This is a genomic window from Bradyrhizobium sp. P5_C12, from assembly GCF_054049735.1.
In genome coordinates this window covers 271,531-286,572 of record NZ_JBFULU010000002.1, presented here as the reverse complement: position 1 = coordinate 286,572, position 15,042 = coordinate 271,531, and the positions used below count along the sequence as shown (strand labels likewise).

Here is a 15,042-nt window from a genome sequence, read left to right as displayed (position 1 = left end):
TCTTAAGCTCCAGCCTCAGCGGGCGCGAACAGGGAACGGTAGTCGAGGTCGTAGCCGAAGGCGCGCGGGCCGACGAATTCGAGACCCCGGGGACTCGTGAGCACGGCCGGGGCCGGCAGCGCCACGACGGTGACGCGCTGGCCGTAGCGCACGGTCTCGGTGCCGACGCCGTGGCCGTTGACGCTGTCGAGCACGCAGATCAAATCGGGCGATGTCGCGATCGCCTCCTCGCCGCGCCAGGCCACGATCCATTCGTTCTGGAACGAGAGCTTGAGCCGGCTGCCGCGGTCGGCATCGCTGCCTTCGATCATGGCCGAACCGCGCAAGAATCCTTCGGTCGTGCGCCGGGCCACGTCTATGATCTTGCCGGTGAACAGCTTCTTGCCGCCCTCGGCTTCGAGCAGCGCGGCGATCGGGTCCTCGTGACGGCGATTTGCCTCCTGCACGGCGCGGCCGATGCGGATTGCCTTGGTGGTGGTGAAGTGGATGCCCCAGTCCTTCACCTCGCGCCCGGTGCGCGGTGCCTTGCTGGTCGAGGCGATCGAGCCCATCTCGACGCAGATCTTGCGGCTTGCCCGCTCCATCCACTTCCAGCTCGGCACTTTCGTCACCACAGCCTCGATGCCGCGCGGATCGTAGAGCGTGCACGGGTAGGGGCGCAGGTCCCCGATCGCGACCGACGTCATCTGCGCCTCGGGGAAGGCGCGGCCCATGCAGTCGGCGTCGACCACGGGAATGCCGAGATGGGCGGCCGCCATCAGCGCCTGCACGCCGTTACCGCCGCCGATCTCGACCGACATCACGGCGCGGAACTTGATGCCGTTGATCTCTTCCTGCATCCGCACCGCGCGCGCGATGTTGCGGCTGTCGGCGAGGCGTTCCTGCCCGACCAGTGGCGCGCCCATGTTGGAGACCACCGCGACCCAGTCGTCGTCGTCAAGGTCGAGCGGTGACATCAATTGCACGCGGTGCCCTTCGGCATAGAGCCGGCGCAGATTGAGCAGGCCGAGATAGGGGCTGCCGCCGCCGCCGGTGCCAAGGATCCAGGCGCCGACCGCAAGCGCCTCGATCTCTTCGAGGCTGATCGTCTTCAATTCCGGCTTGCTCACGACACCAGCTCCTCGACGATGCGGGCCGCGGCGGCAATGCCGAGGATCACCGGGCCGGGATAGGCCGTGCGCACACGCGCCTTGTTGGCGCTGGTGTAGCTGATGCAGTCCATCACCACGAGATCGGGCTCGAGGTCCGCCATCGTGCGCGCGGCCTCGTCGACCACGGCATCGTTGGAGCCGGGACGGAGCGTGATGCCGACGACCTCGACGCCTTCGCGCTGCCACTTCTTGTCGATCAGCGCGGTCTGCTCGGGCAGCGGCGAGAACACGCCGAGGCGGCCTTTCGGCAGCACGGCCTCGACGAGATTATGCAGGATGGCCGAAGGCAATATGACAAGGCCATCGGCCGCGAGATTGGGAAATTTGCCGGTGCAGGCCATCAGCGTCACGCCGACGCCCTCGTGCTTGAAACGGGTGATCTGCTGGCTGGCGCGCCGCTCCACTTCCTTCTTGCTGATGGTGACGCCGTCGCCGCTCGGCAGCAGCGTGAACAGCGTGTCGTAGCCGTCCATCGGCGGAATGGCGTCGATCTCCGCACGGCTCATGCCGTCGAGCGCGCCACGCAGCTCGATCTCGATGCCCGGCGACAGCACGGCTGCGATTTCGGAGGCAACGGTGGGACGCGGGCTCTGGCCGATCACGACCACCCCGATGCGCTGGTGCTTCAATGGCATGTTCATGTCTAGTCCTTCAAGACGACGAGATCGGCCGGCGTCCAGTCGAGCGTGACACCGTTGCCGGGAACGAACAGGCGGCTCGCGCCTGCATTGGGCTGCTGCACGAGGACGCGATGGCCGCCCTCGAGCACGATGCGGTAGAGCACCGCGCCGCCGAGAAAATTGGTGTTTTCGACGACACCGTGCGCGCAGGAGCCCGACGCGCCGCCTGCGGCATTGCCACGCGGCGAGAGGCTGATTTTCTCGGGACGCAGCGCCACCGAGAGCACGCCGGTGCCCTGCGTGTCCGCAGTGGGCGGCAATGCCAGGATCAGGCCCTTGCCGACGTCGAGAGCCGCGCCGGCGGCGCTTGCCGTGATGCGCTCGCCGCGAAATATGTTGGTGTCACCGATGAAGTCGGCGACGAAGCGGGTCGTGGGCTGGTTATAGATCTCGGCGGGCGTGCCGACCTGTTCGACCCTGCCGCCGTTCATCACGGCGATGCGATCGGACATCGCCAGCGCCTCTTCCTGATCGTGGGTGACGAAGACCAGGGTCAGGCCGAGCTTCTTCTGCAGCTGCTTGAGCTCGAACTGCATCTGCTGGCGCAGCTTCTTGTCCAGCGCCCCTAACGGTTCGTCGCAGAGCAGGACGCGCGGCGCGATCACGATGGCGCGCGCAAGCGCCACGCGCTGCTGCTGGCCGCCGGAAAGCTGGGCAGGTCGGCGATTCTCCAGGCCGGACAGCTCGACCATGGCCAACGCCGCCTTCACCTTGGTGGCGATGCTCGCCTTGTCGAGCCCGCGCATGCGCAGGCCGAAGGCGACGTTCTCGGCGACGGTGCGATGCGGGAACAGCGCGTAGTTCTGGAACACCATGCCCATGTCGCGCTTGTGCGCGGGCACATGGGTGATGTCGGCGCCGTCGACGCGGATCGCGCCCGAGCTCGGCGTCTCGAAGCCGGCGATCATGCGCAACGTCGTGGTCTTGCCGCAGCCGGACGGACCGAGCAGGGAGAAGAACTCACCCTGCCGGATGTCCATGCCCACGGCGTCCACCGCAAGCACGCCGCCGTCATAGACCTTGCTGACGCCGGCGATCTCGATCGACGCGCTCATGCGCGGAAGATCCGGTTGACGCGCTGGTCGATCTCGTCCTTGCGCTCGTTGTACCACTTCCAGTCGACCTGGATCAGCTTCGAGACTTTTTCCGGCGTGGTGAGCAGCTTGGCGTCATATTTCGCGTCGAGCTTCACCTTCTTGTTGGCCGGCGAATACCAGACGGTCTCCGCAAGACGCTTCTGCACCTCGGGGCGGAGCATGTAGTTGACGTAGGCGTTGGCGAGCTCCTTCATCTTGCTGCCGGGCGTGATGGTCAGGACCTGCTCCAGCGACAGCACGCCTTCGCTCGGCGCGACGAAATCGGTCGGCTGGTTCTGGCCGTCATAGCGATAGATGCCGGAATCGTGGATGACGCAGAGGCCGACCTCACCCGACAGCAGCATCTTCTCCATCGCACCGGTGAAATCGACGATCTTGATTGGCTTCAGCTTCTCCAGTGCTGCATAGGCCGCGTCGAGATCGGTCTGGCCCTTGCCGAACAGCGTGCCGCACATCATCAGGAAGGCCTGGCCGAGGCTGTTGACGGGAATGACGTAGCCGCCGCGAACGCCGTTGTATTTCGCGTCCCACAACTCTTTCCAGGAGGTGACGCCGGTATAGCCCTTGTCGGTGCGCATGCCGAGCCCGATGGCGCTGGTGAAGATCGAGACGCCGACGATCTTGTCGCTGATCGCATAGGGATAGACGTCGGCGAGATTGGGCACGAGCTTGGCGTCGATCTTGGGCTCGACCAGGCCCATTTCCGCTGCGGCCCACTGCTCGTTGGAGTTGGTATGCAGCACGTCATAGATCGGCGCCGAGCGCGAGCTCGCCTGGAGCTTTGGCAGATAAGGGAAAGCGGAGTCGGTCTGGAGCTTGCACTTGAACTCGCTCTCGAAGGCCGGACCGATCTCGGCCTTCATGATATCGCCCCACTTGCCGCCCCAGCCGGTGATGCGCAGCGTGGGATCGTCGGCGCGCGCGACATAGGGCGCTGCCATCGTGCCGATGCCGAGCGAGGCGCCCGCGAGCAGAAGGCGGCGGCGGCTGAGCCGAGAGGATTCCAGAGCTTTCACCATGTCTCGATTCCTTTGGGTGCAATGAGCGTTACAATTTGACGTAGGAGCGCAGGCCGACGGTGCGGTCGAGCCCGATGACGACGACAAAGGCGAGCACGATCGAAACCACCGAGGCAGCGCCGATGGTGCCGTCCAGATCGAACTTGAGATAGTTGAACAGCGTGACCGGCAGCGTCTCGTTGCCCGGGCTGACCAGGAACAGCGAGACCGGAAACTGGTCGAAGGAGACGATGAAGGCGAAGATCGCGCCCGCAAGCACGCCCGGCTTGATCAGCGGCAGCGTGACCTCGAAGAAGGTGCGCAACGGGCTTGCGCCGAGATTGCGCGCGGCCTCTTCCAGCCGCAGGTCGAAATTATGCAGCACCGCGAGCGTCGTGCGCACCACATAGGGCAACGTCACCAGCGTGTGGCCGGCGACCAGGCCCCAGGTCGGACGTCCGACGTCGAGCAGCACATAGGTCTGGAACAGCGCGAGACCGGTCAGGATCGCCGGCAACATCAGAGGCGAGAGCATCGTCGCGACGATCAGCCGGGTGCCCGGCAGGTTGCCACGCGCGAGTGCCAGCGCCGCGGAAGCGCCGAGGATCGTTGCCGATATGGTGGTGAGGACGGCGACTTCGAGGCTGAAGCCGAGCGCATGCATGAAGTCGCGCGAGGCAAAGAATTTCTCGAACCAGCGCAAGGAGACGCCGACCGGCGGAAACTGGATGAACGGCGTCGGGTTGAGCGCAAAGACGACAACGACGGCGATCGGTGCCAGCAGGAAGACCAGGATGGCGATGTTGATGGTGAGATAGACGTACCGGCCATAATGTCGAGGAGCGGCGGCCATACGCACGGGCGCTGCAGCGTGGTCGGGCGCGAGTGATGGACTGTGCGAGGTAGAGGCTCCCATCGTCGGCCTCACTGCAATTCGCGCTGGCCGGAGACGAGGCCGAGCGCGTGGTTATAGGCGATGACGAGGATGAGCGAGATCATGAGCAGGATGATGCCGAGCGCTGCCGCGAAGCCGACGTTGAAGTTCGCCGAGATCTGCTGGTAGATCAGGATCGGCAGCGTCATGATCTGGAAGCCGCCGAGCAGGATCGGCGTGACATAGGCGCTGATCGCGAGCGCGAACACCAGCAGCGAGCCGGCGAGGATGCCGGGCAGGCTGAGCGGCAGCGTCACCTCGATGAAGGCGCGCAAGGGGCTGGCACCGAGATTTTCAGCGGCCTGCTCCAGCCGCTCGTCGATGCGGCCGATCACGCCGGTGAGGGTCAGCACCATGAAGGGGACGTAGATGTGGACGAGCCCGACCACGATGCCGGTCTCGCTGTACATCAGCTTCAGCGGCTGGCTGATCACGCCGAGCGAGATCAAGGTCTGATTGATCACGCCCTTGTCGGAGAGCAGCGTCATCCAGGCGAAGGTGCGGACCACGATGCCGGTCAGCATCGGCGCCAGCACCGCCATCAGCAGCAGCGCATGTCCGGTGCGGCTCCTGATCCGGGCCATCCAGTGTGCCAGCGGATAACCGATCGCGAGCGCGACGAGGGTGGTCACGAGCCCGATCCGGATCGTGGTCCAGATCACCTCGAGATAATAGGGATCGTCGACGATGCGGGCGTAATGGCGCGTGGTGAAGGCGACCTTCGGCGCCACCACCGGATTTCCGGTGAGCACGCTCATCAGCGCCATCAGCCCGATCGGGAGGAAGAAGAACAGCGCAAACAGCAGCGCGCTCGGCAGAATGAAGAGCGCAAGGCCGTTGGGACGCGTGGTCGCGGCGCCGCTCATCGCGTCCCCGTCTGAATGCGCGTTGCATCCTGATCGAGCGAATCGCCGGTCATGCGCCTGAGCTTTGCGGCCATCGCCGCCAGCTCGCGGCGGACATTGGCGCGCTCGGCGGCGGTGGTCGCCTGCACCGAATAGGACACCGCGATCCCGATCATCTCGCCGGTCTCGCCGCTCTTCAGCGCAAAGCCTTGCGAGCCGACGCCCTCGATCGATTCATCGGCTGCCTCGGACACGCCGATGCGGCGGATCTCGTCGAGGCGCGTCATCAACTGCTTGAAGTTCTGCGGCGAATTGCCCGGCAGTTTTGGGTAGGTGGCCGGCACCCGTGCCCGGATGTCCTCGTCCGGGAGGCGCGCGAGCATGGCGCGGCCGTTCGAGGTGGCGAGCGCCGGCGTGCGCTGGCCCGGCGGGTTGACCACGCGAAGCGGGTTCGAGCCCGGCACGATCCGGAGCACGACCTGCTCGTAGCCGTCGAGCACGGCGATGTAACCGGTGTGCCCGGTGCGCGCGCAGACCTCGCGCAGCTCACGCTCGGCCATGCTGATGAGATCGTCGTGGGCGCGGTGCAGCCGGCCGAGCTCGAAGGTGAGGAGGCCGGGGCGGTAGCGGCGGGTGTGCGGATCCTGCTCGAGCAGGCCGCAGTCGCGCAAGGACCGCAGCAGCCGCGAGGTCGAGCTCTTCGGCTTGCCGGTCAGCGCCATCACGTCCGCGAACGACAGATCAGGCCGCGCGCTGGAAAAGCAGCGCAGGATCTCGATCGCGTTGGTGAGAGCACTCATGCAGGCTGGCCCAAGGGAGTTCCAATTTTCGGAACCTTGTCCCAAATTCTAAGCCTGACGCGGAAACGGGCAAGCGGAAATTTCCGGCAGGGTGGTGCCCGATTGCGCAGATGCGGCGGAAGGTCGCTCGCAGGTCTTCGAAGCGGCGCACCGAGGGCGAACGGTGCGCCGCTTCTTGGGATCAGGCCGCTTCGGCCGCGACGTTGCCGATCCAGTCGCGGGCGAGCGTGACGTCGGCCTGCGACAATTGATGGCCCGCCGGCAGAACCTTGTGAGTCACGCTGGCGCCAGCCTGCGACAGCAGCGCAGCGAGCCGTGCCGAGTTGCTCGCCGGCACAATTGGATCAGCCTGCCCGGACAGGAGCAGGACGGGTTTGCCGTCGAGTGCGGCCTTTGGCGGATCCGACAGCGGCACCATGGCGCGTAGCAGGATTGCGCCTGCCAACGCGTCCGGCTTCAGCAGCAACAGCGCGGCTGCGATGTTGGCGCCGTTGGAAAAGCCGACCGCGACCGGCGCCGTGACGCCGTAGCGTTGCCGGGCGTCTGCGACGAAGTCGCCGAGTTCGAGCGCGCGGCGGCGAACATCCTCCTCGTCGAACACCCCTTCGGCGAGGCGGCGGAAGAAGCGCGGCATGCCGTGCTCGAGCACGCGGCCGCGCGGCGAGAGCAGGGCCGAGCCGGGCGAGATCATCTTGCCGAGCCCAAGCAGATCGTTCTCGTCGCCGCCGGTGCCGTGCAGCAGCAGGAGCGGGGCCGAGCCCGCGCTGGTCGCGGGCTCGAAGCGATGGATGAACGCACTCTCGGTCATGACACGCTCTCTTCCAGGCTCGGCAAAACGCCTTCGATCTGCTTGCGGTGTTGTTCGAGGAAGCTCGGCAGCTTCAGATCACGTCCCAGCGTCGCCACGGGTTCGTCGACGGCGAAGCCGGGGATGTCGGTCGCGATCTCGAACAGCACGCCGCCGGGCTCGCGGAAGTAGATCGAACGGAAGTAGTTGCGGTCCCGCTGCTCGGTGGGGTGCAGGCCGTGATTGCTTACGAGCTGCTGCGCCATCTTGCCTTGTTCAGCGTCGTCGGCCGCGCGGAAGGCGATGTGGTGCACCGACCCGCCACCCTGATGCCCGCGCAGAAAACCCTTGGCTTCGTAGATGTCGACGACGCTGCCCTCGACGTCACCGGGCGCCTTGAAGCGGATCACCGAACCTTCACGCGCGGTTTCCTTGAAGCCGAACACGTCGGTGAGGACGGCAGCCGTCTTCGCCGCGCTGTCGAGCAGCAGCGTCACGCCATGGAAGCCGCGGATCGCGTGCTCGGCCGGGACGTCGCCATTGCTCCAGCCCGGCTCGTTCTCGGCGCCGGGGACCCCGACCAGGGCCAGCGCCATGCCGTCCGGATCGGTGAACGGCAGCACGGATTCGCCAAAGCGCTTCTCCAGCGCTTCAAAAGCGATGCCCTTCTCGATGAAGCGCTGGGTCCAGTAGCCGAGCGAACGCTGCGGCACGCGGAACGCGGTCTGATGGGTCTCGCCGACGCCGCGGCGTCCGGCAGGCGCGCCAGCCCAGGGGAAGAAGGTCAGGATGGTCCCGGGACGGCCGGTCTCGTCGCCATAATAGAAGTGATAGGTGCCGGGGTCGTCGAAATTGACCGTCTTCTTGACGAAGCGCAGCCCAAGGTCGCGGGTGTAAAAGCCGAAATTACGGATGGGGTCGCCGGCGATCGCGGTGACGTGGTGCAGTCCAGACATTGTCGTCCTCCAGAATTCGGGGAGCGGTCTTGCTCTGGCGGGAAATATCGTTCCGCTTTGGATTGGAGACAATCCGTGCAAATATGACGTCTATGTCTACGATTTGGAAACAATCGCTGGAGCGGGCGCTTGGATAAGGTCGCCAGCCTCCGGGCCTTCGTGAAGGTGGTCGAAAGCGGCAGTTTTGCCGAAGCGGGCCGCCAGTTGCGCCTGTCGCGCTCGGCGATCAGCAAGTACATCGCCGATCTCGAGGAGAGCCTCGGCGTCCAGCTCCTGAACCGGACCACTCGCCACGCGAGCCCGACCGAGAACGGTCAGCGCTATTTCGAGCGCGCGGTCGTGATCCTCTCGGAGATCGAAGCCGCCGACCAGGCGGTAGCGCAGGCCCAGTCGGCACCGAGGGGGCTGTTGCGCGTCAACGCGCCGATGTCGTTCGGCACGATGCGGCTTGGACCCGTGCTCGCCGATTTCATGGCACGCTATCCGGAGCTTCAGCTCCAGATCGTGCTCAGCGACGATCTGCTCGACCCCGTCCAGGACGGTTTTGACGTGACGCTGCGGATCGCGGAGCTGGAGTCCTCCAGCCTGATCGCACGGAAGATCGTGCCGGTGGCGCGCATGATCTGCGCCTCGCCGGATTATCTGGCGCGTCACGGCACGCCAAACCATCCGCAGGATCTGYGCGAGCATGCCTCGCTGACCTACGGCTTCCTCCTCACCGGCAATCAGTGGAAGCTCACCGGCACTGATGGCGATCACTGGATCCAGCCGGCCTGGTCGCTCTGCGTCAACAATGCCGAAGTGCTGCGAGATGTTGCGATCAAGGGCAGGGGGTTGGCGCTGCTCCCCGAATTCATTGCCGCGGAGGCCTTGAGAAAGGGCGAGCTGCGCGCCGTGCTGGACGATTACTCGGCGCCGCCGCTCGCGCTCTATGCGGTCTATCCGCCGACGCGGCATCTGTCAGTGAAGGTGCGGCTGTTCATCGACTTCCTGGTCGAGCATTTTGGCCGCGAGGAGGGGACAGGTGGCGGGCGCAGACGTGCGGAGGCTCGGTCGTGAAGGCATGAATCTGCCGGGCTACGGTGCGGTGGGCGGCATGAGTTCTATTCATTCGTCAACATTGGTGACAGTAATTCGCTCTTCCGCGAACGATTGGAAGAAGTCCGGCGACCAGCAAAGACCATGAGGATTGTGCCTGTGCTGAGAGTCCCCGCGCTTTGGCTGGATACGATTATACCGTGACAGAAACCTGAACTTTCTTCCCGTCGCTTGGGACTCATATTTGCGTCCCGACTTTGCGCCTTAGGACAGAGTGCTTCAGCCGCTGCCGGGGCGTTGCCAAGGGCTCTCTTCCGTGCCACCGCGAAGAGCCGGGGCATGACGAGTAGCTCGCCAGCACTTCTCAACTTGATTTCAACAAGCGCAGGAGGAAGCTATGCGGAAGTCTCTCACCTTTTTCCTTTCTGGCGTGATATTGGCCGTCGCGGCGTCAACAGCCGTAGCCGGTGAGCGGATCCTCGAGTTCAAGCTGGTCACGAAGCCGATCGACCTCAAGGTCATAGAGGCCGCAAACATCGAAGGACAGACGGTTGTGTCTGGCAAATTCTTTGGTGTCGCCGTATTCAACGATGGCCGTATCGGAGTGAAAGAGTTCGTCAATACTTCGGACCTGCTCAAAGGGTCGGGCCCCTTCTTCGGCTATAGCACCTACACGTTCGAGGAAGGCTCGATTACGGCGCGCTACACCGGTTCGGCCAAAGACGGCAAATCGACGGGCGAATACACAATCCTGTCGGGCACCGGTGCCTATGCGAACGCCACGGGTACGGGAACAATCGAAAGCGCTCCGAACCCATTCAAGGGCGTCAACCTGCTCAACATAAAGCTCGTCGTTAAAACCTCGGGCTCGTGACAGCTGTACACAGGTCCCGCGCAAAGGAGTTGATCCCTTGTGTGGCGCGTTGGCCCGGCCGGAAGCACATCGCCGGCCGGGCTCCAATCTGAGCGAATCTAGCTGCCCGAACCTTGTTCGGCGGGCTGAAGCAGATCGTCCAGCGCGCGCATCGACGCCTGCTGAAGCTCGGCGAGTTCGCGCGCAGCATTTTGGTGCTCAGGCGGTGACATCGCAGGCGCTGCCAGCTCGATTTCGCGGCAGCGTTCGAACAGGCGGACGAGGCCGAGCGCGCTGGCGGCGCTGCCGAGTTGATGCGCGGATCGCGCGAGCTGCTTGTGATCGCCAATCGCCGCGGCCCTGGTGACGTCCTCGATCAGCCTTTCGCTGGTCTCTCCCAGCAGATCATGGAGCTTTGCGATTTGCGCGGCGCCCAGCAGCTCCTTCTGGTCATCGAGAAAGTGCTGGTCGATCAGCGCGCCTGCGGCGAGTTGCGTCGCGGCCGGTTCGACTTCCGGATCGTCCTCGATTGCCTCGCGAAGCGCGTTGATCAGGATCGGCTTGCTGACGACCTTCGCGATCCCGGCGTCTGCGAGCCGCTCGCGCGCGCTGCGCGAGACGTCGGCGGTCACGGCGATGATGCGCGGCATCCGCTGCAAGCCGAGCGCCCCGATCCGCGACGCCGCCTCCACGCCATCCATGTCGGGCATGTGCAGGTCCATCAGGACGATATCGAACGATTGATTCCGTGCGAGTTCCACGGCCGACGCACCGTTCCTTGCGATCACGGGGCGATGGCCGAGCCGGTTCAGGATCGCTTCGCCGACTTCGCAATTGACGGGATCGTCGTCGACCAGCAGCACGCGGAGCTGCCGCGATGGCGGCTGGACGGCGCCTTGAGCTACTCCGCTCGCGGCACGACCGAGCGGCACCGTCAGCATGAACGAGCTGCCCGCGCCCGGCGTGCTCTCCACCGTCAGCTCGCCGTGCATCAGGCGCGCGAGGCGGCGCGCGATCGCAAGTCCGAGGCCGGTGCCGCCGAACCGCCGCGCGATGCTGTCATCCGCCTGCACGAAATCCTCGAAGATGCGCTCATGCATGTCGGGCGCGATGCCGATGCCGGTGTCGCGAATCGTGATGGAAAGCACGACATGATCGTCATGCCGCGTGGCGGTCGCTTTCAATCCGATGCCGCCACGCGGGGTGAATTTGATCGCGTTGCCGATCAGGTTGAGCAGGATGCGATTGAGCCGGACGGGATCGCCGTGCACCGATGTGTTGACGGTGGCGTCAGAGACGAGGTCGAAGGTCAGGCCTTTGCCGAAGGCCTGCGGACGCATCAGATCGGCGGCGGCCTCGATGAGTTGGTCGAGGCGGAAGCCGCGCGTCTCGAGCGTTTCGGCGCTGGCCTCCAGGCGCGCATATTCGAGGATGGCATCGACCAGGGCGATCAGCGTTTCGCCCGAGGCGGCCGCCGTCGCCAGATGGCGGCGCTGGAGCTCGCCGAGGCTGCCGTCGTCGAGCAGTTGCAGCACGCCCATGACGCCGTTGAGCGGCGTGCGCAGCTCGTGGCTGACCACCGCAAGGAAGCGCGATTTGGTCTCGTTGGCAGCAACCGCCGCGCTACGCGCGCGTTCGGCCGCGTCGTGCTCGGCAAGGGCGTGATCGCGGGCCTTTTCGAGTTCGGAGGTGCGCTCGGCGACCTTGCGCTCGAGCGTTGCGTAGGACTCGCGAAGATGCGCGGCCATCCGGTTGAACTGGTCGCCGAGCGCTTCCAGCTCGTCGCCGGTCTTGATCGCGAGCCGCAGGCCGAGATCGCCGCTTTCGATTCGCCGCGCGCCCTGCATCAGCATCTGGATCGGCACGGTCATGCGCCGGCTGAGCAGGAGCGAAACCAGGACCGCGAAGGCAAGCAGGACGATCAGCAGAAACGTCGAGCGGCCGATCGATGCATAGATCGTGGCGTAGGCCTCGCTGAGCGGAAGCTCGACGAACACCACCCAGCCGAGCGAGGGCACCGTCGCATAGGTCGACAGCACGCGTTGACCGGACAGGTCCTCCTTGACCAGGCCCCCGGAAGGTGGCCCGATGCCATCGAGTGCGGCGCGGACGTCCGCATGCGAGGAGAGATCGCTGCGGCGTAGCGCCGGCCACAAATCGGGATGCGCGATCAGGACGCCCATACGATCGATCACATAAGCCTTGCCGGTGTTGCCGACCCTGATGCCGGCGACGAGATCCCAGATGAACCTGAGATTGACCTCGGCAACGACCACACTGGGCTCGCGGCCGGTCCCGCGCGTGGCGATCGTCATGAACGGCTCGGTATCGCCGAAGAAGTAGACCGGCCCGTAATAGGCCCGACTCTCATTGGCGCCGCGGAAGGCGGCCGAAGCGGAGATGTCGATCTTGCTGCCGACCCTGTCCGCGACGCGGCGCGAGACGCGCACCTGCTCGCGGCCCTGCGCGTCAAGCTCGGTAATCTCCGCGATTGCGGGTGAGAGGCGCAGGAGGCGGATGGCGTTGAGGCGATCGTCTTCGTTGGTCGACAGCTCCGGAGGCAGGCGCGAGAGCCACCTGATCTGGTTTTCGATCTGACCGATGAACTGCCCGATCTGAATGGCCGCGCTTGCTGCCTGCTCGCGTTGGGTCGCCGCGAGGAGCTGCTTCTGCTCGCGATAGGAGAACCACACGTCGAAACCGGTGTTGATGGCGAGCGCGGCAAAGGCGAGGGCGACGATCGAGTAGAGATATTTTCGGAACAGCCGGCCGGGAGGCGTCGGCAAATATCCCTGGTCGGTCGTCTCGTTCACTCGCGGATCTCGTCGGCGCGCGCGAGCAGCGTGAATGGTATCGTCAATCCAAGCGTGCGTGCGACCGTGCGGTTGATCAGGAGCTCGTATTTCCGCGGCGATTGCACCGGGAGATCGCCGGCCTTGGTGCCGCGCAGAATGAGATCGACATAGTCGGCCGAGCGCACCTCCAGCGTCGGCCCGTAGCTCATCAACCCGCCTGCATCCATGAAGTAGTGAAAGGGATAGATCATGGGGACGCGATGTTTCGCTGTCGCCGCGATGATCGCCTGCCGGTTGATCACCAGAAAGCTGTCGACGAGCGCGATCATCGCCGCCCTCGGCGGCCCGGCAAAGCGGCTGATTGCCCCCTCGATGTCCGCCGGCGCGCCGACGGGGGCGAGCACCACGCCCACGCCTGCTGCCGAAGCTTCCTGCTCGACGGACTCGAGGTAGAAGCGCCCGCCGCGGGGCGTTGTCGCCGGATTGTACAGGACACCCACGCGCGCGATGTCAGGCACGGCCTCGCGGATGAGCTGTAGCCATTTGCCGCCCATCTCGGCGGTGCTGCTGGTGAAGCCGGTGACGTTGCCGCCGGGATGCGCGAGGCTCTCGACGAAGCCGTTGCCGACAGGGTCGTTTGCCGTCGCGAAGACGATCGGTATCGTCTTGGTGGCGGCCATGACGGCCGCGGTTTCGACCGTCGAGCCGGTCAGGATGACGTCCGGCTTGAGCTCGATCAGCTCCTGCACCGCGGTCTTCATCTTGTCCGGTCCCCCGAATGTCGAACGAAGCTCGAAGCGATAATTGACGCCTTCAACCCAGCCCCGCTGCTTCAAGCCTGCGATGAGCCCACCGAGGCGAGAGGTCACGTTGCCGTCAGATATGTTTCTTCTGGTTAACTCGTCGTCGAGCGACAGACTGGTCAGCGAGGCGACGATGCGCATGCGATCCGGCGTTGCGCCGAGCGCAAGGAAGCCCGCGGCAGTTGTGCCGGCCAGGCGAAGGAAATCGCGGCGGGCGACCGCCGGCACAACGCGGGCAGGAGCGGACCGCTCAATCATGAAATGTTTCGCAAAAATTGTCCCTGGCCGTGTGCATATCGCGAAAGCCTGGCGACGACAATTGATGAAAAAATGCGCTTGTGAATGTTCATTCGCAGCCTTCGGCAGTTCGATACCGTATTCCTACGCCGCTGAGGAGTCGCTGTTTCGAGCCTTGTCTGCTCCGTGATGTTTCGTAACGCCTTGTGGCATCGCAACATTTTCCGTCCCGGTTGCGGCGGCGGTTCGGGGAAGCCGATTTCGTGACTGCCGATTTTTGAGTCGTTGTTTCAGGTTGTTTCGAAGGTTTGCGATGCGCAGAATCTATCTTGTCCCGGCCCTCGTGGGCCTCTTCACCTCTGTTGCAGCGGGTCCATTGGTGGCTCAGGGCGCCGTGCCGAAGCAGAAGGCTGCTCAGGCACCGAAGGCCGCCACCGCGGCCGGTGCTGCCCCTGCCGCCGCAGCGCCCGCCACCGCTGCGACCGAAGCGCCGAGCGCCGGCTCGGAAGACAAGATCAAGGCGATCGACGGCTTCCGCTCCGCCAAGTTCGGCATGAGCGAGGCCGACGTGCGCGCGGCGATGACCAAGGATTTCAACGCCAAGCCGGACGCGATCAGGGCGCAGGACAACGCGTCCGAATTGACGCACAGCCTGTTGCTCTCCGCTCCGGAGCTCTTGCCGAACGGCGGGACCGCCGAGCTCTCCTACGTGTTCGGCTACAAATCGAAGTCGTTGATCCAGGTCGGTGCGGTCTGGTCGAAGGGCACCGATACGGCGATGACGGCGGAGAAGCTGTTCTCCAACGCCAACATCCTGCGCGCACATTTCATGGGCGAAGGCTTCAAGCCCGATTCCATCGCGGTCAACATGCCGGTTGCCGGCGGCATCGTGATGTTCCGCGGCAGCGATGCCAAGGATCGCTCGGTGATCCTGCTGCTGCAGGGCACGTTCGAGAACAAGGAGAACAACCAGCGTGTGCTGACGCCCACCAGCCTCTTGCTGTTCTACGTGGCCGACGCCAAGAGCCCCGACATCTTCAAGCTGCCGCCCGGCCAGTTCTGATGCCG

General features: G+C 64.9%; 14 protein-coding genes. 3 read left to right on the top strand and 11 right to left on the bottom strand.

Features of this window, described 5'->3' with window-relative positions:
- Positions 1-2 precede the first annotated feature (2 nt).
- From ACXJMY_RS02845 to ACXJMY_RS02805, 9 genes are all read right to left on the bottom strand, one after another.
- Positions 3-1,109 carry a DUF917 domain-containing protein gene (locus tag ACXJMY_RS02845; RefSeq protein WP_456617796.1) on the bottom strand — a complete coding sequence of 369 codons (1,107 nt, stop codon included), beginning with the start codon at positions 1,107-1,109 and terminating at the stop codon, positions 3-5.
- Positions 1,106-1,792 (bottom strand): AroM family protein, encoded by a 687-nt coding sequence (locus tag ACXJMY_RS02840; RefSeq protein ID WP_456617795.1) that lies wholly within the window; start codon positions 1,790-1,792, stop codon positions 1,106-1,108. The genes ACXJMY_RS02845 and ACXJMY_RS02840 overlap by 4 nt, the downstream gene beginning before the upstream one ends.
- Before the next feature lie 2 nt (positions 1,793-1,794).
- Positions 1,795-2,886 (bottom strand): ABC transporter ATP-binding protein, encoded by a 1,092-nt coding sequence (locus ACXJMY_RS02835; protein WP_456617794.1) that lies wholly within the window; start codon positions 2,884-2,886, stop codon positions 1,795-1,797.
- Positions 2,883-3,947, bottom strand: coding sequence for an extracellular solute-binding protein (locus ACXJMY_RS02830; RefSeq protein ID WP_456617793.1), 1,065 nt, complete (start codon positions 3,945-3,947; stop codon positions 2,883-2,885). Before ACXJMY_RS02830 ends, ACXJMY_RS02835 begins: the two co-directional genes overlap by 4 nt.
- A gap of 28 nt (positions 3,948-3,975) precedes the next feature.
- Positions 3,976-4,779 (bottom strand): ABC transporter permease, encoded by an 804-nt coding sequence (locus tag ACXJMY_RS02825; RefSeq protein ID WP_456617832.1) that lies wholly within the window; start codon positions 4,777-4,779, stop codon positions 3,976-3,978.
- Positions 4,780-4,850: 71 nt separating this feature from the next.
- Positions 4,851-5,726 (bottom strand): ABC transporter permease, encoded by an 876-nt coding sequence (locus ACXJMY_RS02820; RefSeq protein ID WP_456617792.1) that lies wholly within the window; start codon positions 5,724-5,726, stop codon positions 4,851-4,853.
- The gene (locus tag ACXJMY_RS02815) at positions 5,723-6,505 is read right to left on the bottom strand and encodes an IclR family transcriptional regulator (RefSeq protein ID WP_456617791.1); all 783 of its coding nucleotides are present in this window, start codon (positions 6,503-6,505) and stop codon (positions 5,723-5,725) included. The genes ACXJMY_RS02820 and ACXJMY_RS02815 overlap by 4 nt, the downstream gene beginning before the upstream one ends.
- Before the next feature lie 181 nt (positions 6,506-6,686).
- The gene (locus ACXJMY_RS02810; RefSeq protein WP_456617790.1) at positions 6,687-7,313 is read right to left on the bottom strand and encodes an alpha/beta hydrolase; all 627 of its coding nucleotides are present in this window, start codon (positions 7,311-7,313) and stop codon (positions 6,687-6,689) included.
- Entirely contained in the window at positions 7,310-8,248 is a 939-nt protein-coding gene (locus tag ACXJMY_RS02805) for a ring-cleaving dioxygenase (protein ID WP_456617789.1), read from the bottom strand. Before ACXJMY_RS02805 ends, ACXJMY_RS02810 begins: the two co-directional genes overlap by 4 nt.
- Positions 8,249-8,377: 129 nt before the next feature.
- Here ACXJMY_RS02805 and ACXJMY_RS02800 point away from each other — a divergent pair, with 129 nt between their 5' ends.
- On the top strand, positions 8,378-9,307 hold the full coding sequence (locus tag ACXJMY_RS02800; protein ID WP_456617788.1) for a LysR substrate-binding domain-containing protein: 930 nt from the start codon (positions 8,378-8,380) through the stop codon (positions 9,305-9,307).
- A gap of 376 nt (positions 9,308-9,683) precedes the next feature.
- On the top strand, positions 9,684-10,160 hold the full coding sequence (locus ACXJMY_RS02795) for a hypothetical protein (protein WP_456617787.1): 477 nt from the start codon (positions 9,684-9,686) through the stop codon (positions 10,158-10,160).
- Between the two features lie 98 nt (positions 10,161-10,258).
- On the opposite strand, the gene ACXJMY_RS02790 is transcribed toward ACXJMY_RS02795, so the two are convergent.
- Together ACXJMY_RS02790 and ACXJMY_RS02785 are read right to left on the bottom strand one after the other, a co-directional pair.
- Positions 10,259-12,952 (bottom strand): ATP-binding protein, encoded by a 2,694-nt coding sequence (locus tag ACXJMY_RS02790; RefSeq protein ID WP_456617786.1) that lies wholly within the window; start codon positions 12,950-12,952, stop codon positions 10,259-10,261.
- A complete protein-coding gene (locus tag ACXJMY_RS02785) occupies positions 12,949-13,995 on the bottom strand; it encodes an ABC transporter substrate-binding protein (RefSeq protein WP_456617785.1) in 1,047 nt (348 codons plus the stop codon). Before ACXJMY_RS02785 ends, ACXJMY_RS02790 begins: the two co-directional genes overlap by 4 nt.
- A gap of 292 nt (positions 13,996-14,287) precedes the next feature.
- On the opposite strand from ACXJMY_RS02785, the gene ACXJMY_RS02780 reads away from it, so the two are divergent.
- The gene (locus ACXJMY_RS02780) at positions 14,288-15,037 is read left to right on the top strand and encodes a hypothetical protein (protein WP_456617784.1); all 750 of its coding nucleotides are present in this window, start codon (positions 14,288-14,290) and stop codon (positions 15,035-15,037) included.
- The last annotated feature ends 5 nt before the right edge of the window (positions 15,038-15,042 follow it).

Bases quoted from the DNA above. Each gene is read 5' to 3' on its own strand.
- ACXJMY_RS02840 (WP_456617795.1), bottom strand. From the start codon at position 1,792: ATGAACATGCCATTGAAGCACCAGCGCATCGGGGTGGTCGTGATCGGC.
- ACXJMY_RS02835 (WP_456617794.1), bottom strand. From the start codon at position 2,886: ATGAGCGCGTCGATCGAGATCGCCGGCGTCAGCAAGGTCTATGACGGC.
- ACXJMY_RS02830 (WP_456617793.1), bottom strand. From the start codon at position 3,947: ATGGTGAAAGCTCTGGAATCCTCTCGGCTCAGCCGCCGCCGCCTTCTG.
- ACXJMY_RS02825 (WP_456617832.1), bottom strand. From the start codon at position 4,779: ATGGCCGCCGCTCCTCGACATTATGGCCGGTACGTCTATCTCACCATC.
- ACXJMY_RS02820 (WP_456617792.1), bottom strand. From the start codon at position 5,726: ATGAGCGGCGCCGCGACCACGCGTCCCAACGGCCTTGCGCTCTTCATT.
- ACXJMY_RS02815 (WP_456617791.1), bottom strand. From the start codon at position 6,505: ATGAGTGCTCTCACCAACGCGATCGAGATCCTGCGCTGCTTTTCCAGC.
- ACXJMY_RS02810 (WP_456617790.1), bottom strand. From the start codon at position 7,313: ATGACCGAGAGTGCGTTCATCCATCGCTTCGAGCCCGCGACCAGCGCG.
- ACXJMY_RS02805 (WP_456617789.1), bottom strand. From the start codon at position 8,248: ATGTCTGGACTGCACCACGTCACCGCGATCGCCGGCGACCCCATCCGT.
- ACXJMY_RS02795 (WP_456617787.1), top strand. From the start codon at position 9,684: ATGCGGAAGTCTCTCACCTTTTTCCTTTCTGGCGTGATATTGGCCGTC.
- ACXJMY_RS02785 (WP_456617785.1), bottom strand. From the start codon at position 13,995: ATGATTGAGCGGTCCGCTCCTGCCCGCGTTGTGCCGGCGGTCGCCCGC.
- ACXJMY_RS02780 (WP_456617784.1), top strand. From the start codon at position 14,288: ATGCGCAGAATCTATCTTGTCCCGGCCCTCGTGGGCCTCTTCACCTCT.